Annotated in this window: 18 protein-coding genes; 14 read left to right on the plus strand and 4 right to left on the minus strand. The window is 45.4% G+C overall.

Annotated features, from left to right (window positions below):
• Positions 1-7: 7 nt before the first annotated feature.
• The 4 genes from BLS14_RS06175 to BLS14_RS06190 all read left to right on the plus strand — a co-directional run bounded on the left by BLS14_RS06175 (position 8) and on the right by BLS14_RS06190 (position 4289).
• Positions 8-313, plus strand: coding sequence for a Dabb family protein (locus tag BLS14_RS06175; protein WP_063563875.1), 306 nt, complete (start codon positions 8-10; stop codon positions 311-313).
• Positions 314-480: 167 nt separating this feature from the next.
• Positions 481-1242 carry an SDR family NAD(P)-dependent oxidoreductase gene (locus BLS14_RS06180; RefSeq protein WP_090950098.1) on the plus strand — a complete coding sequence of 254 codons (762 nt, stop codon included), beginning with the start codon at positions 481-483 and terminating at the stop codon, positions 1240-1242.
• Positions 1243-1467: 225 nt separating this feature from the next.
• On the plus strand, positions 1468-3195 hold the full coding sequence (gene poxB, locus BLS14_RS06185; protein WP_090950100.1) for a ubiquinone-dependent pyruvate dehydrogenase: 1728 nt from the start codon (positions 1468-1470) through the stop codon (positions 3193-3195).
• Between the two features lie 338 nt (positions 3196-3533).
• Positions 3534-4289 carry an SDR family NAD(P)-dependent oxidoreductase gene (locus BLS14_RS06190; RefSeq protein WP_063563872.1) on the plus strand — a complete coding sequence of 252 codons (756 nt, stop codon included), beginning with the start codon at positions 3534-3536 and terminating at the stop codon, positions 4287-4289.
• Positions 4290-4387: 98 nt separating this feature from the next.
• On the opposite strand, the gene BLS14_RS06195 is transcribed toward BLS14_RS06190, so the two are convergent.
• From BLS14_RS06195 to BLS14_RS06210, 4 genes are all read right to left on the minus strand, one after another.
• The gene (locus BLS14_RS06195) at positions 4388-5569 is read right to left on the minus strand and encodes an MFS transporter (protein ID WP_090950102.1); all 1182 of its coding nucleotides are present in this window, start codon (positions 5567-5569) and stop codon (positions 4388-4390) included.
• A gap of 246 nt (positions 5570-5815) precedes the next feature.
• Positions 5816-6100, minus strand: a complete 285-nt coding sequence (locus BLS14_RS06200; RefSeq protein WP_063563870.1) for an ArsR/SmtB family transcription factor — start codon at positions 6098-6100, stop codon at positions 5816-5818.
• Positions 6101-6272: 172 nt separating this feature from the next.
• Positions 6273-6617 carry a ribosomal L7/L12 family protein gene (locus BLS14_RS06205; RefSeq protein ID WP_063563869.1) on the minus strand — a complete coding sequence of 115 codons (345 nt, stop codon included), beginning with the start codon at positions 6615-6617 and terminating at the stop codon, positions 6273-6275.
• A 39-nt stretch (positions 6618-6656) separates the two neighbouring features.
• Positions 6657-7847: a cytochrome P450 family protein gene (locus tag BLS14_RS06210; RefSeq protein ID WP_063563868.1), complete on the minus strand. Its 1191-nt coding sequence runs from the start codon at positions 7845-7847 to the stop codon at positions 6657-6659.
• Positions 7848-8419: 572 nt separating this feature from the next.
• Here BLS14_RS06210 and BLS14_RS06215 point away from each other — a divergent pair.
• The 10 genes from BLS14_RS06215 to BLS14_RS06260 all read left to right on the plus strand — a co-directional run bounded on the left by BLS14_RS06215 (position 8420) and on the right by BLS14_RS06260 (position 25583).
• Positions 8420-9520 (plus strand): ATP-binding protein, encoded by a 1101-nt coding sequence (locus BLS14_RS06215; RefSeq protein WP_090950104.1) that lies wholly within the window; start codon positions 8420-8422, stop codon positions 9518-9520.
• A complete protein-coding gene (locus BLS14_RS06220; RefSeq protein ID WP_090950106.1) occupies positions 9508-11910 on the plus strand; it encodes a DUF5682 family protein in 2403 nt (800 codons plus the stop codon). The genes BLS14_RS06215 and BLS14_RS06220 overlap by 13 nt, the downstream gene beginning before the upstream one ends.
• Positions 11911-11933: 23 nt before the next feature.
• Positions 11934-13085: a VWA domain-containing protein gene (locus BLS14_RS06225; protein WP_063563975.1), complete on the plus strand. Its 1152-nt coding sequence runs from the start codon at positions 11934-11936 to the stop codon at positions 13083-13085.
• Between the two features lie 48 nt (positions 13086-13133).
• The gene (locus tag BLS14_RS06230; RefSeq protein ID WP_090950110.1) at positions 13134-16649 is read left to right on the plus strand and encodes a DUF4132 domain-containing protein; all 3516 of its coding nucleotides are present in this window, start codon (positions 13134-13136) and stop codon (positions 16647-16649) included.
• A 4-nt stretch (positions 16650-16653) separates the two neighbouring features.
• The gene (locus BLS14_RS06235; RefSeq protein WP_090950112.1) at positions 16654-18381 is read left to right on the plus strand and encodes a hypothetical protein; all 1728 of its coding nucleotides are present in this window, start codon (positions 16654-16656) and stop codon (positions 18379-18381) included.
• Positions 18368-18646, plus strand: coding sequence for a hypothetical protein (locus BLS14_RS06240; protein WP_090950114.1), 279 nt, complete (start codon positions 18368-18370; stop codon positions 18644-18646). The genes BLS14_RS06235 and BLS14_RS06240 overlap by 14 nt, the downstream gene beginning before the upstream one ends.
• Positions 18647-18826: 180 nt before the next feature.
• Positions 18827-21337: a WG repeat-containing protein gene (locus tag BLS14_RS06245; RefSeq protein ID WP_090950117.1), complete on the plus strand. Its 2511-nt coding sequence runs from the start codon at positions 18827-18829 to the stop codon at positions 21335-21337.
• A 65-nt stretch (positions 21338-21402) separates the two neighbouring features.
• On the plus strand, positions 21403-21741 hold the full coding sequence (locus tag BLS14_RS06250) for a hypothetical protein (RefSeq protein WP_090950118.1): 339 nt from the start codon (positions 21403-21405) through the stop codon (positions 21739-21741).
• Between the two features lie 303 nt (positions 21742-22044).
• Positions 22045-23844 (plus strand): ABC transporter ATP-binding protein, encoded by a 1800-nt coding sequence (locus tag BLS14_RS06255; protein ID WP_090950120.1) that lies wholly within the window; start codon positions 22045-22047, stop codon positions 23842-23844.
• Positions 23841-25583 (plus strand): ABC transporter ATP-binding protein, encoded by a 1743-nt coding sequence (locus BLS14_RS06260; protein ID WP_090950122.1) that lies wholly within the window; start codon positions 23841-23843, stop codon positions 25581-25583. Before BLS14_RS06255 ends, BLS14_RS06260 begins: the two co-directional genes overlap by 4 nt.
• The last annotated feature ends 2 nt before the right edge of the window (positions 25584-25585 follow it).

The raw sequence follows: 25585 nt of genomic DNA on the forward strand, positions 1-25585 counted from the left end.
AATAGAGATGAGCAACATCAATCATATGGTAACGTTTACACTTTACGCAGGTAAAGATACACCAGAAGCAGAGGCATTTTTGAAAGAAAGTGCGGATGCACTGGCGAATATTCCCGGTGTAGAGCAATTCCAGGTCCTGCGTCAGGTGAGCGAAAAGAACGAGTTTGATTACAGTTTTTCGATGGTATTCGCCAATCAGGCTGCATATGATGCATATAATGATCACCCGGTTCACCGCAAATATGTGGAAGAACGGTGGGAAAAAGAAGTTAGTCGCTTCCAGGAAATCGATCTCATTCAGCACGGAAATTAATAAAATGATGAGTCTCATTGAACCAAACCGAAAATAGCATGAATTTCGAAAGCGTTTTCCAGTTTGATTAATGAAAATTAATGAGGGTTAAATCATTATTAAATCCTTCTTTTTTCATCACTAAATTTCGTGATTACACATGTGGCTCAAAGGAGGGGACTGTCCTTATGAAATTGGATCTTACAGGTAAAACGGCACTGGTGACAGGCGCAACCGGTCAATTGGGAAGGGTCATCGCTCGTACGTTGGCAGACTGTGGTGCTGATCTCGCGCTGCATTACATAAATAATGATACGAAGGCTAGAGAACTTCAGGTTGAGATTGAAGCCATCGGTCGGAAAACGGTCATTGTTCAGGGCGATATCACGAAGCAGGATACGGCATTTCGGATGCGGGATGAAATTCAGTCCAGCCTTGGCGATGTGGATATCGTGGTTGCCAATGCAGTCATCCAATATGCCTGGACAACGGTGCTGGAACAATCACCGGATGATTATATAAGTCAGTTCGAATCATGTGTGATGCAGAGTGTGTATCTTGCCAAAGCATTCATCCCTTATATGAAAGAAGCCAGAACTGGTCGATTCATTGGTATCAATACGGAATGTGCGATGCAAAATTTTGCTACCCAGTCTGCATATACGGCTGGAAAACGCGGCATGGATGGTTTGTACCGTGTGCTGGCGAAAGAGGTAGGCGAATATCAGATTACGGTCAACCAGGTTGCGCCTGGATGGACGATCAGTGAGCGCGACCGCAACAGTGAGTCGGGGCATGATGAGGGTTATATTCAAACTGTACCGTTGAAACGCAGGGGAGAAGATCAGGAAATTGCCAATGCGGTAGCATTTCTGGCTTCCGATCTGTCCTCGTTTATTACAGGAGCTTATATCCCGGTCAGTGGTGGCAATGTGATGCCTGCCATTTAATATTGATTTATGGATGTGAATGAATTACTAAACATGCAATGAACCGCTTTTTAAACCATAACAACCCAAGATCCGTTTGTCAGTCCATGACAAGCGGATTTTTGTATATATCCATAAATACATATGATTTTGTTTCTAATTTCAAAAGATTGGGGTAAAAGAATAGGTAGTTTAACGCGGTGGAAACATAACTCAAAATAAGCGAATAAAGGAGACCGACCTGTCATGAAAAAAACAATTGCAGACGTTCTGGTCGAAGCACTATTGAACGCAGGCGTCAAACGCATCTATGGTATCGTTGGAGACTCCTTGAATGCGGTACTCGATTCCATCCGTCGTTCGGGTAAAATTGAATGGATTCATGTCCGCCATGAGGAAGTTGCTGCTTTTGCGGCCGGGGCAGATGCCCAAGTGAGCGGAAGTATCGCCGTATGTGCAGGCAGTAGCGGACCGGGAAACATGCACTTGATTAACGGTCTGTACGACTGTCATCGGAACCGTGTACCGGTACTTGCCATCGCTGCTCATATTCCGAGTGATGAGATCGGGAGTGAGTATTTTCAGGCGACTCATCCAGAGTATTTGTTTCAGGAATGCAGTCATTATTGTGAAGTCATCACAACAGCCAAACAGATGCCACGTTCCTTTACGATGGCAATGCAGACCGCAGTAGCGCGTTCAGGCGTTTCCGTCATTATACTGCCGGGGGATGTAGCGGCTTTAGAAGCGGCTGACCTGCCTGTGCCGGAGCATGTATATCATGCGACACAGCCTGTTGTACACCCTTCCGAACCTGAACTGCGGAAACTGGCGGAATTCCTGAATCAAGGCAAAAAAATTACGTTGCTGTGTGGTGCAGGCTGCGCCGGTGCGCGTGAACCTCTGATGCAGCTCTGTGATCGCTTGAAATCCCCTATGGTGATTGCTTTGCGAGGCAAGGAATACCTGGAATACGATAACCCGTATTCGGTGGGCCTCACAGGATTAATCGGATATTCCTCCGGTTATCATGCCATGATGGACTGTGATGTGCTCCTGATGCTGGGAACAGATTTTCCGTACCGTCAATTCTTCCCGGAAGATGCGATTGTACTTCAAGTGGATATTCAGTCTTCACACCTTGGCCGCCGTACAAAACTCGATTATGGAGTGTGCGGAGACATAAAGGCCACCATTGAAACATTATTACCTTATCTGACGGAAGAGCATAGCGACAAACATTTGCATAAAAGTGTGGAACGTTACGAGAAAGTTCGTAAAGAATTGGATGAGCTTGCCGTAGGTAAACCCGGAAAAACGCCAATTCATCCACAGTATCTAACCAAGGTTATCAGCGATGCTGCAGCGGAAAATGCGATCTTCACCTGCGATGTAGGTACACCTACGGTATGGGCGGCTCGCTACATTGAAATGAGTCGCAATCGTCGATTGTTAGGTTCATTCAGTCATGGCACCATGGCGAATGCTCTTCCACAGGCAATTGGAGCACAGGTATCTGATCCGGGAAGACAAGTGATTTCCTTGTCCGGTGATGGCGGCATTGCCATGCTGATGGGTGACCTTCTGACGCTTAAACAACATAATCTCCCGATTAAAGTTGTGGTGTTTAACAACGGTGCACTCAGTTTTGTTGAACTGGAAATGAAAGCTGCCGGATTGCTTGAATCCGGAACCGAGCTCGTAAATCCCAACTTTGCCATGGTAGCTCAAGCGATGGGCCTGGAGGGGATACGGGTTGAAGATCCGGCTGATCTGGAAGGGGCTGTAGAGCGTGCATTGCAGCATGATGGCCCTGTGCTGATTGATGTTGTGGTGAACCGTCAGGAGCTGTCCCTGCCTCCGAAGATTAATATAAAACAGGCCGAAGGCTTCACCTTATGGATGATGAAGGCGGTGCTGAATGGGCGTGGCGATGAGCTGATCGAGCTGGCCAAAACCAATTTGCTAAGATAAGTATTAGGTTTTCCTTAGCATTATCGCACTGTGTTCAAGTGTCGATCTGACAAGATAAATACATGAAATTAAACTGTACATCTCACCAAAAAGAAGGGGAATTTTACACGCTTTTATTAAGGAGTTCTCCTTCTTGAGATGTGTGGAATGTGATGAATATTATAGTATGTATTCATATTATATGGTTTGTTTTTAAATTGTAACTCCTTTAAAATAGGTAAAGTCAGGCAGGATTCAAGGCTTTTCACCCTACATATGTTGCATTCCGATGCAAGACCGCTTCATATCGAATTAACCGATCCGATGACAGATGACGAACACACATGGAGGAGATCAAAATGAGTCACAAAGGAAAAGTAGCAATTATCACTGGAGCAGGAAGTGGATTGGGCCAAGCGACTGCACTGAAGCTGGCAGAGAAGGGCGCGTCTATTGTGGTCGTTGATCTCGTGGCAGAGACGGGTCAGGAAACTGTAAAACAGATTGAGAAGCTGGGCGGTAAAGCCATTTTTGTACAAACGGATGTAAGCAAGGCGAACGAGGTAGAGAATTATGTTAACAAAACGATCGAGGAATTCGGCCGAATCGACATGTTCTTCAATAATGCCGGGATCGCTGGTCCTGGTATTAAACTAATTGAGCATACTATCGAGCAGTTTGACCAAATCATTGATATTAACCTGAGAAGTGTATTTTACGGATTGAAGTATGTGATTACCGAAATGCTCAAAACTGGTGGTGGTTCCATCGTCAATACGGCATCTACAGCAGGTATTGTGGGTGTTCAAGCAGTTGCACCATATGCAGCGACGAAGCATGGCGTAGTTGGACTAACACGTACAGCGGCCATTGAGTATGGTAAAGAAAACATTCGCGTGAATGCCATTGCCCCAGGTACGATTGAAACTCCAATGGTGGTTCAGTTCGGGAAGGATAATCCTGAAGTATTCAAAGCGACCCTTGACAGCATTCCGTCCGGTCGTCTCGGTAAGCCTGAAGAGATTGCCAATCTGGTATCCTTCCTGCTAGGAGACGAAGCTCCGTATATTAATGGCGCTGTTTATCCGATTGATGGTGCTGTAACTGCACAATAAGGCACCAATCAGACTGGAATAAGAAAGAGAGGCTACTGTAATGTCACAGTGCCTCTCTTTTTGCGTTTTATCATTTTTATTCTTAAACTTAAGCTCAATCATGCCACATTGGAAGATTTGCTCTGTGCTGTTGTGGCCATTGCCGGACGATAGGCAAGAATGATGATGATCATTGCAATTAACACCCCTACAGCTCCAATCCAGGTGATGGATGACAATGATACTGTGCTGACGGCGATTCCCCCAATACCGGCACCAGCAGCCATGGCCAATTGCATAACCGAGCTGTTCAAACTTAACATAATCCCGGACGATTCTGGAGCCATTGTAACCAGATTATATTGCTGTGTTGGGCCGGAAGACCAGGCGGAGAAGGACCATAGAATCAACACAATGAAGATGGCCACACCTGAATGAGCCGTGATGTTCAGCATCAGCATACTTACGACATGCAAGGCCATTCCCAGGATAAGTGTTCGCTTTACTCCCATACGATCGGCGCTGTATCCTCCAGATTTGGAACCAATCAGACTTGCGATTCCAAAAGCCAGCAAAGCGGAACTTAACAACGTTTCGCTCATGCCTGCAACAGATACCAAGTAGGGTGAAATGTAGGTATACGCAATAGAATAGCCTCCTAACCAGAAAAAGCTGACAAGTAGCGCAAATCCAATACGAGGTTGTTTTAGGAGCGCTAATTGTTTTTTCAAAGGAACGGGTGCTTCGCCTTCAGATGGCGGGATCGTAGATGCAATAACAATCATGGCAATCACACCCAAAATCGCGATACCTGCAAAAATAAGTTTCCAATCCCAAGCTGCAGCAACCATTCTTCCCAGTGGAACTCCCACAATCAGGGATGCGGTAAACCCCGTAATGACCGTTGCGATAGAGCTGGCCTGTTTGCCTGCAGGCGCTATTTTGGCAGCGACTGTCAAGGCTGTTACAACGACGACTCCGGCTCCCAGCGCCATGAGGACACGTGCAGCGATAAAGAGTCCATAACCAGGTAACAGGTAGGCCAAGACATTACCAACGACAAAAAGTCCCAGAAAGTAGAGCAGCAGCTTTCGTCGATCCATGCGGGATGTTAAAGCGATAATGATGGGCGTACCGAGTGCATAAATGAGCGAAAAGATTGTGATCAGCTGTCCCGCAGCAATCAACGATATATTCATGGTGTCCGAGATCCGATCTAGAATGCCTGCAATGACATATTCGGAGGTCCCTACAAGAAAGCTGACCAAGGCTAGGACATAGATTTTCCATGTGTTAGACATGAGTATATAACCTCTTTCTGATTATAATTATTATATTTTTAGAAATATAGAAATAAAGACGAGAGAACAGGATTAAGAAAAAACTAATCTACCAATGAGGCAAAGCGAGTACTTAATCTATCAAATGTACCGGGTGTTAAGGCAAAAGGGTATTTATACGACTACGATGAGGCTCAGCGGACCAGGTAGCATTACCAATATAATGATTTTATATTTCTAGTATTATGGAAATATAAAACAAAAATTTTACTTCTCCAACAGATATGGAACGAATCTCTGTACAGTGTCCGTATTCAGACTGTAGTAAATATACGTACCTTTCTTTTGTGAGGTCAACAAACCACAATCGGAAAGTTGTTTCAGGTGATGAGATAAAGTGGAGAGCGCCACGGTTACAAGCCGATTCTCTAAATCAGCTGGGCAGAGATTGCTTTCACCCGAAAGGATCTGAATGATTTTATATCGCGTTTGTTCTCCAAGAGCTTTGTGAATTTTCACAGCCTGTTCAGTATCAATCGGATTGGATTGCATCAAAATCGGTCCTTTCGTCTTTATTTCTTATTTCTATAAATATTGAAATAACTTTATCATGTCTTTTGAAAAAAGTAAACTCCCCGCAAAGATCGTTGTTTCCAGTTGAACATGAATCAACTGAAAGCAAAAACCTTTGCGGGGAGTTGGGAAGCCCATCTAAACTCACTTATTACAGGCGTTCAAGAGACTCAACATAATCTTTGGCATCTTTCAATGACAGGTTTCTCGCCTCACGAGCCTTTTTGATTGCAATTATTTTCTTGCCCTGTTGTGCAAGTGCCTGCAATTCTTTATCAAGTTCAGTCAGGTCAGCCTGTGCCGGTGGAAGTGGAGATACGTTCATTGCAGAATCGTTATAACTGAGAGGGGAGTGTGCGGTACTGCCTGAACCATTTTCCAGACGTTCAACATCCCTTTTCAATTCATTCAACTGGGTCTGCAAGCTGATGACGCGAACTAATAAGATAAGAATAAGAAATAAAAAAACGACTAAAACAATGGTGTTTATTTCCATGCAGTCAGGTGCCTCGCTTTCCTTGCTTCAAATACATAACTATTTAAGCTGTACCGGGATCTCCTTAACACCTCGAACAATCATGCCGGGTCTCCATTCAAGTTCATTAACATCCGTCTGCAGCTGCATATCAGGAAAGCGGCGAAGCAGCGTATTAATGGCAATCTCGCCTTCCAGTCGCGCGAGAGGGGCTCCCAGACAGAGGTGAATGCCTTTGCCAAAGGCCAAATGTGCGCTCTTCTCGCGAGTGATATCAAAAACATCGGCATCCTTAAATTTCGCTTCATCCCGATTGGCTGAATCCAGCGCTACAATAACAATTTCGCCTTCAGCGATGTGATGTCCATGAAATTCAATGTCCTCGGATGCCCAGCGGGATGTGCTGAACTCAACCGGTCCGTTATAACGCAGCATTTCTTCTACAGCATTATGGATTAACTCAGGCTGCTTGATCAGCAGGTCGCGTTGTTCCGGATGCTCCAAAAGGGCAAGTACACCATTACCGATCAGATTGACAGTTGTTTCGTGCCCGGCGATGATCAGCAGAGCGACAACACCAAGCAGTTCCTTTTCAGTGAGTTGTTCTCCTGATTCTTCTGCTACAACGAGCTGACTGATCAGATCGTCACCCGGCTGCTCACGTACTTTGGCAAACCAATTATTCAGGTAATCAATGAACTCCTGGGCATGCTTCTCAAACACTTCGGAATGCTCCGCACTTGTCGCATCGATAATGGAATTGGACCATAAACGGAATTTGTCCTGATCTTCAAGAGGTACGCCCAGGATCTCGCTGATCACAATGATCGGTAATGGAAAAGCAAACTCATCAATCAGATTCATCTTATCCTGAGAATTGAGATTATCCAGAAGATCGTCAGCAATATCTTGAATATGGCTTCTCATGCCCTCAATCAATCTGGGAGTAAAAGCCTTCTGTACGAGTCCACGTAACCGGCGATGATCAGGTGGATCGGAAAAAAGCATGTTATGCACGAATATATTTTGTTGATCGGGTCCATAACGTTTGACTACATCCTTACTGAAACGGTTGTCTTTTAATACTTCGACTGCATCCTCATATCGGCTAATAATCCAACCGAAATCACCATGAGGGAACAGGATTCTGTAAATGGGATCATTCTGTCTCAACTTTTCATATACGGGGTAAGGGTTCTGTGTAAATTCTCGGGTGAAGAACTCAGGCTGTGAAGTTTCATTAGTACTCAAATGGTTAATCTCCTCTCATCAAAAGCTCGTAATGTTACGCATCTTATCTAAGGGATCATATGTTAATTTCGGTGGCTTCATACGAAAAGCCTGCACCATCTATATATTCAATATTGGAGCGATTGAAACCTTGTTTTTGACTAACAATTGTGGTATGGGAGGCCTACTTATTTTAGATAGAATATCACATGGAATAAGGAATAAAATCAAAAAGAAATGAAGTAAAGACACAGATTACTTGGCTGTGTTTTTTTTTGTGCGATTGGACTTAAGATGCTTGAACCATATTACGAGGTGTTTAATGAACTTTAGGGTCGTATGGCCTATAATATGAAGTTTTCTACTACAACAACGTGGATTCAACTTAGTTTTGAATGCAGTCGCCATAATGCAGCGATATAAGTAATTCACAATTATGCTACGAACTATGTCCATTGGCTCAGGAAGAATGCCGATAAGAAGGACGTTTCAACCATTTTTGGCGTTTTCTACGTTCGTTCAAAGGCTGCTGTGATAAGATAAAGCTTAATAAGAACATACGATCTGTTTATGCGAGAGGAGAAACCTTGACGATGGAGATACTTAAGCCGCCCGCCGAGACACTATATGAGACAGAATTAAGGGCACTGCGAGAAGAAGATACGGGAAAACGCCCTCCAAACTGGCTGCTGTCCCCTACATATGTGCGTGATTTTATTATTGGCAGGGATAAGCCAGCCATATTGGATGGAGAAGAGATTACGATTACGAGAAAATTTTATGGCAACGATGTGCTCATTGAACGTGCAGTAGTGACACTGGCAGGCAATCGTGGCTTGATGCTGGTAGGGGAGCCTGGGACAGCCAAGACTATGCTCAGTGAATTGCTAACCGCAGCCATTTCAGGTACCAGCCTAAACACAATTCAGGGTACGGCAGGTACAACCGAAGACATGATTAAATATTCCTGGAATTATGCCATGCTGCTGGATAAGGGCCCGTCCGAAGCCGCACTTGTGCCCTCACCTTTGTATAAAGGAATGAAGAAAGGAATTATTACTCGTTTTGAGGAGATTACACGTTGCCCCGCTGAAGCACAGGACAGCCTGATCAGTATTCTGAGTGACAAGGTAATGAGTATACCTGAGCTGGATGGTGGTGTGCTGTTTGCCAAACCAGGGTTTAACGTGATTGCTACGGCGAACATTCGTGATAAAGGTGTCAATGAAATGAGTGGTGCGCTGAAGCGCCGTTTCAATTTTGAGACGATCAAACCGATCAGCAGTGTGAAAATGGAAGCCAAGATTATTGAATCCCAGGCGCGAAGCCTATTATTACATAGCGGAATAGACACCGAGATTAATTCGGATGTGGTTGAATTGCTGGCCACGACATTTATGGAGCTTCGCACAGGAATGACGCGGGAAGGTTACAAGTTGGATACGCCCCAAGCGTCCATGAGTACGGCTGAAGCCGTATCTGTTTATGTACAGAGTGCAATGACTTCCTATTATTACGAAGACAAGGGAATCGCATTGGATCGGCTGGTGCAAAACATGTTGGGGACGATAGCGAAAGAAAGTGACAAGGATCTGTCCATCCTCAAAACCTACTTCTCTAAGGTCGTGAAGGAGCGGTCCAGAGAAGAGGGAATTTGGAAGGATTACTACGAGGAAAAGAAATGGATCGGTTAAGAGGAAAAGCGGATCTGGATGTTGCCCAGTTAAAGACGCTATTTGAGTCCCAGGTGTATAACCTGAACAACGGAACGCTTTATTTTCCCATACGCCATCATAGTCCAGCCTGTTCCTATCATTTGCTGCGATTGATTGAAGAATACAAGCCGAGCATCATTCTTATCGAAGGACCTGAGAGCGGCAATCCATTACTTCAAGTTCTGGCTGATGAGGCGACCATACCTCCTGTTAGTCTTTACTACACCTATGAGAGTAAAGAGGAGAGAGCGGCCTGTTATTATCCGATGCTTCGTTACTCTCCTGAATATGTAGCGCTCAAAGAAGCAGCTCGGCTGAGCATCCCTGCAACTTTTATTGACCTGGATTATCATCATTTCTCTAAGCCCAACAAGGCAGAACAGCGGGAGATATCCATTCAAGACGAGACTTTGCTCGCAGGGTCTGAGTTTATCCACCGTTTATGTCAGAAAACAAACTGCCGAAGTTTCGATGAATTGTGGGAGAACGTATTTGAGATTGGTGGTCTGGAGAAGTCAACACAGGCATTTGTACAGGATGTATTCACGTACTGTACCTTATCCCGGATGTGTTATTCAGCGGAGCGCTTGCACAGTACAGGTGATTTGGCAAGAGAAGCTCATATGAGAAGTCGTATTAAACAGGCTGGGCAAGAGCATGAACGTGTGCTTGTTATCACTGGCGGATTTCATACGTATGGACTGCTGATACCCGAGAATCATGGGACGGACTCAGAAGAGATGACGTTGCAAAAGCATGCGAAGGCTCAGAATTCGGTGCATCAGCAGATGTATCCCATGGTCTACACGTTTGCCGAAGCGGATCGGCTGAATGGGTATGCAAGCGGTATGCCTTACGTGAATTATTACGAACAGATCTGGACCCAGCTGCTCCGGCAAAAGAGCTCCGTGTATAATTTGACCGCTTTGGATTTGTTATCACGACTAACCCGCAAGCTGAGGGAAGGACATGAACATGTATCAACCAGCGATGCTATTGAGGCGTACAGTATGGTTCAGGGCCTCGCAGGACTGAGAGGAAAAAGGGAAGGCGGAGTCTATGAGCTGATGGATGCAACACTTTCTTCCTTTGTTAAGGGTGAACTTACGTTAGCTTCAGACAAACCTCTGCAAGAACTACACAGATTGCTAACCGGAGATGTCATCGGAAAAGTGGCTCCCAACCCATTCAGTATTCCGATCGTTGAGGATTTCAAAGAACGTTGTACAGAATCAAAACTTCAAATTCGCACTACTGGCCAACATAAGAAAATACTTGATTTATATGCCAAACCAGATCATCGTCGGCAAAGTCAATTGTTTCAATGTATGGTCTATCTCGTTCCGGATTTCGCGAAGCGACAATCGGGCCCGGATTGGATTGCACAGCGCGACATGAATCTTGTTCGGGAGACGTGGGTTTATACCTATTCATCCAGAATTGAGGCTCGATTAATCGAAAACTCGCTCTATGGAGGCACAATTCGGGAAGCCGCTACGCGCAAGATGGAAGAGGAAATGCAGGGAATACCGGATCATCACAGCGGTGACCTCACCAAATCCATGCTTCAGGCTCTGCTCATGGGCCTGCAGGATAGCGCAATGAAGCTGTATGACCAAGTGAAGTCAGCACTCCGGAAGGATGGGAATTTCTTGTCACTGTGCGGAAGTCTGCATATTTTGAATCGAATTCAGCAGCATCGCAGACTTCTTGGGTTGTCTGAGGAACAGCAGCTTCTCAACCTCGTGTCCGAAGCCTATAACAATGCCGTGGACAAACTGATGCAGCTCTCAAGAACGAATCCGGATGAACATGAGGCGATTGTCCAGGGACTGAAGCTGCTTGCCATGCTGGCAGAATCGTCCGAAGAGCATTTTCGGGATGACCCATTCAGAGCACACCTGGATGAACTTCTGTCAGACAGCCAGCTTCCGGCACAGCTGGAGGGGGTGTGTATTGCCATATCTTCAGGACTTGGCGACAGGCATAGAGAAGAGATCGTGGATCGAGCACGTGCATATATCCGGGGATCGCAGGAACAGACTCGCCAGACTGCACTTTATCTACAGGGTGTGTTCTCTGTAGCACGGGACGCTTTTTTGTATGAAGATCAGCTTTTATCGGAGTTGAACTATATGATTGAGCAACTTGATTATGAAGAGTTTATTCGCATGATCCCTGAACTTCGTTTGGCGTTTACATACTTTACTCCCATGGAGACAGGCCTGATTGCGGATCGGGTTGCGAACTTGCATCAGGTAGAGAACGAAGAGATGTCATGGCCTTCCGTTGACGAGCGATTGCTGATCCAGACGAAAACATGGGATGAAGCCCTTCGGAAGGAGTTTGACGCATGGAAGCTGATCTGAATGAGCTCAATACAACCAAGGAAATGGTGAAAGACAATGCAGAGCTGAACCGGGCAGAAACCTTAAACCGTTGGCGCCTTATTCTAGGTGAATCCTCCGAAGAAGGACTGTCCAATGCAGATGACTACTCCCCTGATGATTTTAAATATACCGAAGTCGATGAGATTCTCGGATATCTGTATAATCGCGAATACGGTGAAGAGCAGGGTTACAGAAAAGGAGGAGGAAGGGGCCCCTCGGATCTAACCGTTCCCAAATGGTTGCATAAGGTCAGGGAACTGTTCCCGAAATCAACGATAGAAATTCTGGAGAAACAGGCGCTTGACCGTTATGGCCTAACGGAATTGTTAACGGACAAAAAGCTGCTGGAATCCCTCGAACCCAATATGAACCTACTCAAGAACATTATGCAATTTAAAGGACGAATGAAAGGCGACGTATTAAAGAGCGCCAAGGAAATCGTACGAGTCGTGGTTGAAGATCTGCGACGCAAACTGGAATCTCAGACCAGAGCAAGCATTATGGGGAAACGCAGCCGTTATGCATCCAGTTCGGTGCGTTCCTTGCGCAATTTGAATTTCAAGCAGACGATTACCAAGAACTTGAAGAACTATGATAAAAACAATCGAAGATTTGTAATTGATCGTCTATATTTTGACGGGAATATCCAGTCTCACAACAAGTGGGACATCATCATTGGTGTGGATGAGAGCGGAAGCATGTTGGATTCAGTGATATACAGTTCGGTGATGGCCAGCATTTTCTATCGCCTGAATGCACTGCGAACGAAATTGTTCATTTTTGACACACAGGTTGTCGATTTGAGTGACAGGCTGGAAGATCCGGTAGATGTGCTTATGAATGTGCAGCTTGGCGGGGGAACGCATATTACCAAGGCACTCCGTTATGGTGAAACGTTAATCGAAAATCCTGGGAAAACGATATACATTCTCGTTAGTGATTTAGAGGAAGGTTACCCGATCCAGCACATGTATAAAGCATGTAAGGATATTCTGGATACGGGCTGCAAATTGCTTGTGCTGACCGCACTCGATTTTAACGGAGATACCGTGTACAACAAACATGCTGCGCAGACGTTATCCAATATGGGTGCACATGTAGCTGCGATTACGCCCAATGAATTGGCAGACTGGATTGGCGAAATTATTACTTAATGGTTATATACAAGATCATTTATAAACTTATTCAAGGAGGAATGTGTAATGTTAACCGCAGACCGTGCAGTAGAAGCTTTGGTGGAGAAGTTTGCAGAGGTGTGTTCCAATGAATATTCGTTGAAAACGGACCGGAGTTCGGAAATCATTGATTATGTGATGGGAACGACGGATAAGTTTCCTGATATGATGGGAGGTTCCAGCCATTATGCGTACCAGACGATAGAAGTACTCATGAAAATTGCCAAAAAAGATGACGGAGACATCTTTTTTCGAGCGGGAGCCATTGTAATTCATATGGAATCCAATTATTCCAGAAGAAATTCGTGGAGAACCGATGGTTTTACGCTCTGCCTTGGAAACGACTCGGAAGCTTATGGACTGAGTGGAAAGAGCAAAACCAATGATCGGATGGGCGGTTTGCTGTCCCGTTTGGAGAAAATCAATCGCTATGCTGGAGAGAAGGAAATTTTGGATGAATTAAAGAGCAGGCTGAAGGGGAATTTCCATGATGTAATCAATGGAATGATACTCCTTCGACTCTATTCAGATCTCAATGATAGCCCTTCTCATCTTGCCCAGGTACAACAGTTCACTCAATCTCTGCCTGCATTATTTCAACACGTGATGACCCATGATACAAGTAAGCTGCGGAACGAATTGCGTACATTGATTGAGCCACTGGTGGTTTGCAATTTTCAAACAAAACATAACAAATCTGCATATGAATTAAATGATGAATTTCTCCGGGAGAAGCATAATCGGGTTATAGCTGAGAACTATTCGAGTACTTCTCTTTCCAAAAAGGAGCAACTGTCTTACAGTGAGTTCGACAAGACGATGATCCTTTTGAGCAATGCTTTGTTATATTTGGTTAACATCAGTGGCGGCAAACAACGTTTCCTTGAAGACAAAAGTGAGACCGGTCTTATTTTGCTCGAAGCCATAAACCAATTACATGAGATCTATCCACTTGAAGTTCGGCGCTATTTGTTAAGTATGGATACAAGAACGAAAAATGTCAACGAATTGCTGTCAGGGCTGGTGCCCCTGGACGAGCCATATCAGCTCATCGAAATGTTGCGTAATGAACTCGAATCGTACACCATACCATGGCAATTTCTGCAATCAACGATTGTTAATGATCCGCAACAAGCAATTCGTGCATACCACATATTAAAACCCCCATTCCTCAAATTGTGTATTCAAAAAGTGCTGGAGGACCATGGAATCGCAGTGCCAGATGTGGATGAAACGGTTGAACAAGCCGTGTTTAGTGCGCTTCGACATCCATTAGATGGAGGCAGACAGGGACTTGCGATTGCACGATATTTGAACAGTGAAAGCTCCTTTGAAGAATACTGGGAAGATCCGAATAGTCGAGGACTGTTTAATAACCTGAATCGTGACAAAAGGCGTGTTCATAACTTGATCAGCATTAGTTTCCTGCCTTTGGATTCGGAGGCGATGCGTCGGTTCGTGATTCTGACCACGTATCCCGAGTGGACACTGGATATCGTTTCTGATATGTATCAATCTTACGCGTTTAGCGGTGAGAAGCTGTTGGAACTTTACGGCCAAGATCCAGAGGTAAAACAAGAGAAATTGCTGTCCAGTCTGATTTCTCTCAACGGTATGACAGATTATAAGTACAAATCGATGCCTCAGGATGAATATCGCCGGATCATTCAGCAAAATCTGGACTTTGCTCTCGGACAGTACAAGAAACTACCCACGGACACGCGCATCTTAATTTTGGAAATCACCTTTGAACAACGTCAAGAGCTATCAACTAAACAGGTAGCCGAAGCGATTCGTGCCGGATTGCAGGATTCATCCAAAAAGGCAAATGGCGTGGCATTATCTGAATTCAATCGGATTCCTGACCAGGAGTTATATACGGCAATATACCGTTCGGAGAAAAAAACGGGTGTGAAAGAAATGGCTCTGAGCGCTATCCGCAGTTTGGATCATAGCAAGGATATATACCTTGAGCTACTGAAGGGTGAGAAGTCTGCCGAATGGAAGAACCTGATTCAAATTCTGCTGGATACCGCGGATCAAAGCCCAGAGTATGCTCATGCGGCACTTGCAGATCAGGCAGATGCCAAAAAGCTGACCAGACTAAGCTGGTTGTCCTTGAACGATCTTCCTTCTCTGATACGTTCAGAGGACAATCAACCATTAGATGATCGAATCAAGCAATATATCTTGGTCCAATCAATAGATCATACATCTGCACCGAACGAAAGACTGAATGAACTACGTGAGTATGTAAGCGAGGAATCGCTCGCACGGTTTGCTAGCGAGCTGCTGCAGTTGTGGATTCAGGAGAGCGCTTCTGCGAAGGAGAAGTGGGTAATGTACCTCTCGGCACTCTTTGGCGATACTCAAATTGTGAATATATTGGCTCCCCAAATTAAGGAATGGACAGAAAACAGCCGAGGCGCCATTGCGGCTGATGCTGTAAAAGTACTGGCCTATCTTAAGGAACCTTCTGCTCTCATGGCGATTGACAAGATTAAACGCACTGTGAAGAACCGCCAGGTTAAGGGTGCGGCTGAAGAAGCGTTGCAGCTGGCAGCGGAAAATTTGGGACTCACCTCGGAACAACTGGAAGATCGACTCGTCACCACACTTGGTTTTGATAAGAATGGAACGATGCAGCTGAGCTACGGGGAGCGTTCATTCCTGATTAAAGTGAATGGAGATATGCAGGTCGTTGTTGTAAATGAAGAAACGGGTAAATCTGTGAAGAGTCTACCTGCTCCTGCACAGAAAGATGATGCTGAACTTGCAGCACAATCTAAGGCGCGTTTCACACAATTGAAGAAGGATCTCAAAACAATGGTTAACATCCAGGCGCAACGTCTGGAAGAATCTTTGTCAAAACAACGGCTGTGGTCGGCTGAGGAGTGGACAGCATTGTTTTTACAGAATGTAATCATGCAGAAATTTGCTGTAGGTCTGATATGGGGCACATATGAAGATGGCCAGTTGGTCACCACATTCCGTTATATGGAGGATGGCACGTTTAATACCGTCGATGAGGATGAATATGAGCTGCCTTCGGGATCGCTGGTGGGATTGATTCATCCACTCGAACTTGACCAATCTACGCTCGAAGGATGGAAAACGCAGCTGGAGGATTATGAGATCAAGCAGCCGTTTGAGCAGCTGAATCGTCAAATTCATGTGCCTGAGGATGAAGACAAAAACAAGGTTGAATATGACCGCTTGCCGGAGTCTGATTTCTCTCCCACCGCATTCCCCAAAGCATTGGAGAAATACGGATGGATCAAAGGTCCAGCACAGGATGGCGGCTGGTATCATGAATTTTACAAAGAGTATGGAGATCTTATCGCAGAACTGCGCTTCAGTGGTACCAGCATTTCATATTATGAAGGATTGGAAGATATCACGCTGGAATCTCTGCACTTCTTTAAACCTGGCAGTCAGAAAAGCTATTATTATAGTGATCACAAGTCCATTGCTTTGGGTGAAATCGCAGGTCGTGTGTTCAGTGAGACAATCTATGATATTTTAAGAGCGTCAGGACGTTGATCACGTGAGTGGATTTGAACAGAAATTCCGGATATTTTCGAAGCTATGTACAGAGGATTATTTGATTCGACATGCCAACAAAGGGTTGTACAAACGGTCTCTGAAAGAGTTGGATAATGGTTTGACTGTGCAATACACTTGGAACGAAGCCTCTGTGGGTTGTCAGTTGAGTGATGGTACACATTGTACGCTTGAAAATACGCTGGATCATTGGCAGTGCTCCTGTCCGGCAGACAACATTTGCAAACATATACTGATTTCAATTTTATATTATCAACAGGAACATCAGACAGAAGATATATTAAATCAGGGTGAAGCGTCATCAGCAGAATTGGAACCTGAGTCTGGTCTGGTAACGGAGTCCCGCTTCCGCTGGATGGTGGAATCGGATCTTGCTCCTTTGATTAAATCGTATAGCTCTTCCTTGATTGAGGAGGTTCTGTTCCGATTAAGATATCCGGAGCAGATTGAAGTATTGGAAGATACTCTTCTAACGGTGCGTCTAGTGAAACAAGAAATAGAGGTTTCGTTTACAGAAGAAGCTAGTCTGGCTAAGGCCCTGTGCAAAGTAAAACAAACTGCCGGCAATATGGCCAAGCTTGAAGCATTATTACGGTATCGGATGCAACAAGGTTTGAATGATACGGAAGCCATAAGTGGAAGAGTCCATGATGCCACGTTTTCACTTCAAACGGTGCGGGAATGTCGTTCCATGCTGGCAGGCCTGCTAAAGACGGGACTTGCTCGTCTACCACAATCGTATATGGCTCAATTGGAGACACTGGCGATTGCGGCCCATAGTGGTCATCTTCCTGACGTTGAGCGGAGTTTACGCGGGATTCAGGGGGAACTGCAATTGTTTTTTAACCGACACGTACGGTTTTCCATGCAATCGATGCTTGATCGGGTAAGCAAGTTGTATCTTGCATTACAGGTGCTTGAACAAGAGAAGGTATCTGCATTCAAACAAAGTCAGCTCATTGGCAGTTTCCGAAGTAAATACTATACGGTTCCAGAGCTGCATCTGTATGGATTGGGTGCTGATGCATGGGAGACACGCTCCGGTTACCGTGGAATCACTTATTATTTCTATTGCTTTGATGATGCGGAGATCTATACGTACAGCGATGTGCGGGCCGTATACTATGAAGATAATCAGTTCTCATATACAGAGCATTATGGTTCCTTCACTCCATGGCTGCCCAATCTGACTTTTCGTCAATTTGCCGGGGAAGAGGTGCAGTTTCGCTCGGTCAAAGCAAATGAAGAGCATAGACTCTCCTCCGGGGAAGGTGCAAAACTTACGTTACTGCCCCGAACAGGAGTTGAAGAGGTGAATCTGGGCAAGTACATGCAAGATATACCCTCCGTACTCGCTGAGGATGCACGCTCATTTGAGTTGTTTTCCGTTCCGAAAGAACGACTGGCGATGCTCAAGGTTGCCCGGGTTGTAGAGCATCGCTTCGATAAGCAATCACAGGACTTTATTCTAACGATGGCGAGTGACCATGGGGAGACGTTGGATCTGACTCTTCCTTATTCAACGGAATGGGAGACCATGATCAAAAGGTTGGAGTCGGGTTATGGAACAGGAACACTCGAAAACTTTTATGCTTTCGTACGTATAGAGCAACAACGGATATACCCGATCAGCTTCCTGAAGGGTCCAACAGTGATCAGTCTGAAACTGGATACGGGTTATGGAAGGACGGGGAGAATTGGAAGACTATAGTCAGTTGATGCAGAAGATCAGCAGCTGGTCAGAAGAGCTGTTGCTTCGCGGAATATCCCAATTCACACTGAAAGATATTGAAGTATTGGAACAGCTAATCGTGAAGACCTTGAGGTTCCAAATGACTTTCCTTCGTGAAATATTGGAACACATGATCGAAGAGGGACGAAAAACCGCTTTGGGGAGCGGCGATGAGGAGCTTATGTTGCTTCATTATTGCCGCCTCACACAGTATGTACAGCTCAGCACTCAGGAATCATCCTGAACGGATTTACACATAAAGAATTGCAGAAGCATGAGCCTCTGCAATTCTTTTTATTTCATTTGAGTAAATTAGGTTTTTGAACCTCCAAAGTTAACGGTTATATTCGCTCAGATGTCATATCCCCGCTTATGATGCATACCCATACCATTAGGCGAATGCTGTCTTAAGGAGGAAACAGGCATGTCCATGAGCGAACCTCTGTTAACGCAAATTGTCAATCAACATATCCCGGCTGACGCGACTGTCGTCACCATTGATAAACCGGTCAAACATCCGGCCATTTATGCTTCAGATTTAACCGGAGACGGAATGCCGGAAATTGCTGCTGTATATGAGCAGGGCGGAGAATTGATGCTGCTAGTTCTGAAATTTTACCAAGGCCACTGGATCAAGATGTCTTTGACCAAAGGCCTGGGTTATGGTGTTACCTTGCTGACAGCGGCATCGGTGACATCCACGGCGAGGAACAATCTCATTGTCGGCTGGCAGATCGGTGCGATCTGGTCGAAGCTTGCTGTATACGATTGGACGGAATCAGGACTGACAGATCAGGCGCCAGAAGATTTGTATTATAGCCATGCGGAAATCATCGATATGCCAGGTCACCACGGCAGAGATGGCAAAGTAGAAATTGCACTCTGGATTCATGATACAGGTGAAGCTTATCGGGTCGAAATCATCCGCTGGCAGAATGGTAAATGGGTTCCCGCAACAGATGTATATCCGTATTACTTCCCTAAGGTAGTAAAGTATTACGAACAATTGGCAGAACAACATCCAGATTATATTTTCTATTGGTATTATCTTGCGGACGCTCAGTATAAAGCCGGATTATTTCCTGCTGCACTCGTTTCGGTCCAAAAAGCGCTAAGTTTCAGTGACCCCTACCCTTCACGGGAAGTTCTGCTTGAGCTGGAAAAGAAGATTAGGCAAGCCATAGGCACAGAGGTTCCGCGTGAAACGACGTGGTTATTTCCGATATCGGTCAGAACAACAACTGGAACCCGGTGGGGTTATATGGACGCCCAAGGTCGTATTCGTCTTGAACCGATACTTGACGATGCCCAAGACTTTCAACGAAATGGCCTGGCTGTCGTCGTAAAAGACGGGAAGACTGGCATCATCAATCTTAACGGGCAATTTGTCGTTCAACCTGTATACGATTCCATTAATTCTTTCACAGAAGGTCGGGCCATAGTCATTGATTCCCAAGGGTTCAAGATGATTGATGAACAAGGCGCAGTATTGACCAAACGGGCATATCCGTTTATTGCCGATGTGAAGGACGGCCGAGCGCTATTTTACCTTTCAGACAGCAGTCAGGCAGGCGGGGAAGTCAGTCGTTACGGTTATTTGGATACCTCTGGAAATGAGGTCATTCGGGCGCAGTTCGCTTCAGCGAACGATTTTCAGGATGGCAAGGCCGTTGTGCAGATCAAAGAAAATGAATATGCGTTAATTAACCGAAATGGTCAGCGGCTGGCGACGTATCCATATGCCTATGTAGGAACTCTGGGTGACGGATTACTTCCTTTTCAGAAAGAGGCATCGGGTAAATACGGTTATATCGACGAAAGTGGTCATGTCCGAATTCAGCCGAGCTTTACCTCGGCATTTCCGTTCAGTGGTGGGTACGCTATTGTGAATACAGCGGAGGATTACAACTCCATCTATGGCGTTATTAATACTCAGGGCACATTTACCATCCAACCCGCCTACAATGACATTCGAGATCTGGGAGAACATCGGCTGGCCTTGGGGCAAGCGATTGATCCCAAACAGTCTTTTATCGGTTCGGTCTATGCAATTGCAGATGTTAATGGTAGGAAACTTTCGGATTTTGTATATACGGATGTATCAAATTACAAGGGAGGGCTGGCTTCAGCCACAAATGGAACACAAACGTTCTTTCTGGATCTAAATGGGCAACCTGCATCAGGATACCCCCGTGTTGAAGGCTCGGGCACACTCGAATTGGTAGCTCCCGATCTGATTAAGGCGTATGTGGACCAGCGCGTATCCTATGTAAACCGAACCGGGCAGATCATCTGGCGCCAAAATACAATCGTTCCACTTCACCCGCCTTATCGTGTACGGGAAGAGAAATATAAGCCAAACCCCGATTACCTCGTGTATTATCCGCAGGTGGAAGGGTTAACCGATCAAGCCGTTCAGCTTGCAGTAAACGCCAAGTTAAAGGCACTTTCCCAAGTGAAGCCAATCCCTGCGGATCAAAAGCTGGATTACACGTATACAGGGGATTTTGATATTACGTTCTACCAACAGCAATTGCTTCAACTCAAGCTAACGGGTTATAACTACCCGGCTGGTGCAGCACACGGCATGCCAACGATGATCTATGCGATCATTAATCTGAGCAGTGGTCAGATGTATGAACTCAAAGATTTGTTTAAACCGAACAGTGATTATGTGAAGGTGCTTAGCAAAATCGTAGGAGATCAGATCAAGAATGATCCGCAGTACTCTTATGTTTTTCCGGACACGTATGAAGGAATCAGCCCGGATCAGCCCTTTTTTGTCACAGCGGATGCACTGCACCTATATTTTAGCCCTTATGAAATCGCTCCTTATGTCGCGGGATTTCCGACATTTACAATTCCTTTTACGCAGATCAAGGATATCATTAATACAGAGGGTCCATTCTGGAAAGCTTTTCACGAGCAGCCGTAACCAATCCATGTCACCCCGTAACCTAATGCCTACGAATGGTGTTTAGATAGGGGAGGGGATTTGGATTGTTGCTGAATGCGGGTCACATATTTTTTCTACTGATTTTTATCACCTTTAGTCCATATGTATTCGCATTTTATACTGTAGTTGTAAGTCCAATTTCATGGCTTCTGCGTAAATATGTTCCTTTTGTTATTGCCAGGGTGTTTGTATATAGTGCTGGTTGCGGGTTATTAGGTTCATGGGTATTTGAGCAGATGTTCAGTGACTACATGATCGAGTCGTATTATCTGAACCGAGCGACTTCCATCTGGCTATTTGCTCTTGCGGGGGTGATTTACGCAATAGTAGAAAATAGGGTTTTGCAAAGGAATAAGGTGCGAGCAGAGAACATTGAAATTTAGAATAAAGTATGAGAATTATAAGGGTGGTTAGGATCTCTCAAAAAGATCAATTTTCTGCCACGGATTATTCCTCACGCAGTTAGCCATTCTTCATCGGTAAGAGGCCATATGTTCCATATGGTCTTTTTATGTTTGCCTGAATTTTCATTTGAAATAATTCAGAATGATGCCATTTATTATCCGTATAGAGGTATTTTCACTCCGTTTTGAGGTAGTAGATGATCGCTGTGCTGTGAGATATTAATTGGGCGTATATAACACTGCGCGATATTGAGAATGATTATTAATGTCAGGAGGAGCGGGATGAACACCACATCTGAAGTATCCGGTTTAATGGAAGTAACCAAGGAGCGGAAAGGTTTGCTGATTACAGCAAGTATCTTCTCGATTTTATCGAGTCTGCTGCAAATAGTTCCATTTATCGGAGTGTATAAAATCGTCGAAGAACTGTTAATCCATGCTAAGGAGCCATCTGGCCTGGACAGGGATTTGCTGATGTATTGGGGATTCGTCTCTTTTGGAGCGCTAATCGCGGGTCTTATTGCGCTCTATATCGGAGGCATGTGCTCGCATATCGCTGCGTTCAACATCCTGTACCAGCTCAGAGTAAAGCTTGCCGACCATGTGGCAAAAGTGCCGATGGGGTATCACACTCGAACTGCGACAGGTGAGCTGAAAAAAATCATTGAAGTTAGCGTTGAGAAAATAGAGAAGTTTATCGCGCATCAGCTTCCCGATCTCGTAAGTGCGATTGTCATTCCACTGGTGCTGCTTTGCTATTTGTTCTGGCTAGATTACCGTATGGCACTGGTCTTGCTAGTTCCCATGATTATCGGGTTCTGGCTGCAAAGTAGCATCTTCCGAAATGAGCGGGGGCGTCAGGCATATCGTGATTTCCAGCATGCGATTGAAGAAATGAACTCAACAGGGGTTGAATACGTAAGAGGAATGCCGGCGGTAAAAGTATTCGGTATTACAGCGGACTCGTTTCTCACCTTTAAACAGGCGGTGACACGTTATCGCGATATCTCGTTGAGAATAACCGATTTATGTAAAACGTCGTATGGCATGTTTTTCATCATCATAATTTCGCTGGTTACCTTTATTGTTCCGATCGGCATTTTACTTTCCAGCGGAAACGCAGGCAATCAGTCTTTTGCGATCACCTTTATTCTATTTCTGATCATTACACCAAGTTTGTCCGCACCACTCTTGAAACTGATGTATCTGGGTAGTGGCATGCGTGAGATCGTAGAAGGTCAGAATCGGATCAAGGCTGTATTTGCCGAGTCGGTTGTAGAGGAACCTCTCACTCCGCTAGTGCCCGATACATATGAAGTGGCTTTTCGGCAGGTATCCTTTGCGTATGAACAAAAGGATAGCAAAGCGTTCAAACCTGTACTTCAAGAAGTTGATTTTGTAGCTAAAGCAGGAGAAATGACCGCATTGGTTGGACCTTCGGGTGGCGGAAAATCTACCATTGCCAATCTGCTTCTGCGTTTCTGGGACGTGCAGCAAGGCGAAATTACAATTGGCGGGGTTCCCATTCAGGAAATGGGGACAGAGAAGTTAATGGAGACGGTATCGTTTGTATTCCAGGACGTACATCTGTTCTACGATACGATTGAGGAAAACATCCGTATGGGCAATACAACTGCATCACGGGATGACGTCATCGCCGTGGCTCGAACAGCTTGTTGTCATGAGTTTATTGAGAAGTTGGATGAGGGATATGACACCAAAATTGGAGAAGGTGGTACGTACCTGTCTGGCGGTGAAGCTCAACGGATTGCCATCGCGAGAGCTTTACTCAAGGATGCTCCCATTCTCGTAATGGATGAAGCGACAGCATATGCGGATGCAGAAAATGAACATAAGATCCAGCAAGGACTGGCCCAACTGGTTCAAGGTAAAACGGTTCTTATTATTGCTCATCGTCTAACAACGATTCGGGCAGCTGAACAGATCCTGGTCATTCGCCAGGGTACCATTGTTGAGCGAGGTACACATGATCAATTACGCGAGGCAAACGGTTTGTATGAGAAGATGTGGCAGGCTCATATTCATGCAGCTTCGTGGAAGCTTGGAGGTGCGAAGCAATGAGGAACTATTTATACAATATATCGGGTGGTAACCCCCGCAGTCTGCTTCCCTCAATTATTGTCGCCATTCTGGACGGGATTGCCAAGATCATTCCGGCTGCGCTGCTCGTTGATATTTTCAATACGATATACAAATCCTTCGCTGAACCGGATAAAGGACTGGACATCCAGCGAATGTGGGTGGTGTGCTGCATTCTGTTTGCATGGCTGTTGGTGGAATATGCGGCTTACTCTTCTCTCTATGATAAAACCTATCGGGCAGCATACAGCCTCGCCGCAACGGGACGCTTGAAACTGGCTGAACATATTCGTCATCTGTCATTGGGTTTCTTCGGCAAAAGGGACCCGGGAGATCTAACCAATCTGATTCTGAGTGATTATGGACAGGTAGAGCATACGATCTCTCACAATCTGTCACAGCTCATCAGCGCAATTGTGCTGCCGGTGTTGGCTTTTGCTGGACTGCTGTTTGTAGATTGGCGAATGGCAGTGGCGATGTTCATCGCTGTTCCACTGGGGGTGGCCTTGTTATGGATGACAGACTCCATTCAGGCTCGCTTAAGCGAGAATCATGTGAGAGCCAAGAACGAAGCGGCCAGTCGGCTGCAAGAGTATTTAACGGGTATTCGTGAGATCAAAGCCCACAATATGGGCGGAGAACGATTTGAACGACTGCGTCGTTCTTTTGACGAGTTGAAGTCGGCATCCATTCGGTTGGAAGGCATTATGGGTCCGATGATTATGGGAGCGATGCTGCTTGCGCGGTCCGGCATGACGTGGATGATTTTGGCGGGGAGTTATTTGCTTGCTGGCGGGGAATTGACATTGCCGATATTTCTGCTGTTTTTGCTAGTAGGTACCAAAGTGTTTGAACCTCTGACCGTTGCACTGATGAGTTATGGCGAGATGCGATACTCCGCATATAGTGCACGGCGCATTATGGAAGTGCAGCAGGAGACGCCGATGACAGGAACAGGAAGCGTACAACCTAATCAGGCGATTTCGTTTGACCGCGTAACCTTTGGTTATGATGATGAGCTGCCTGTGCTGAAGAATTTGTCGTTTACCATCCCTCCGCATACGATTACTGCACTTGTAGGGCCTTCCGGCAGTGGTAAAAGTACGGTTACCCGTCTCATTGCGCGTTTCTGGGATGTGCAGTCAGGTTCCATTACGATTGGCGGTCAGCCAATTAACCGTATGGACCCGGAGAAACTGTTGGAGGATATCTCTGTTGTCTTCCAGGACGTGTATCTGTTCCAAGATACGATTGGTAACAACATACGTGTAGGGAAGAAAGAGGCTACCCAGGCAGAGATCGAAGAAGCAGCACGCCGGGCTTGCTGTCATGAGTTTATCGCAAGTCTGCCTCAAGGATATGACACGTTAGTGGGAGAAGGAGGCTCGACGTTATCTGGTGGGGAAAAACAGCGTATATCGATTGCACGTGCCTTGTTGAAAAATGCATCCATCGTATTGCTGGACGAAGCTACGGCGTCACTTGATCCAGAAAATGAAGCCGCAGTTCAGCAAGCGATTAACGAGCTGGTCACGAACAAAACGGTAATTCTAATCGCCCATCGTTTGAAAACGATCAAAAATGCGGATCAGATCCTTGTTCTGGATCAGGGCCAGCTTGTCGAACAAGGAACGCATGAGCAATTATTGCTAACATCAGGTATCTATTCGCGTCTGTGGCAATTACAGCATGATGCCGAGGGATGGCAGGTAAAGGTATAGCG

The sequence above is a fragment of the Paenibacillus sp. OK060 genome (genome assembly GCF_900101205.1).
GTDB lineage: Bacteria > Bacillota > Bacilli > Paenibacillales > Paenibacillaceae > Paenibacillus > Paenibacillus marchantiae.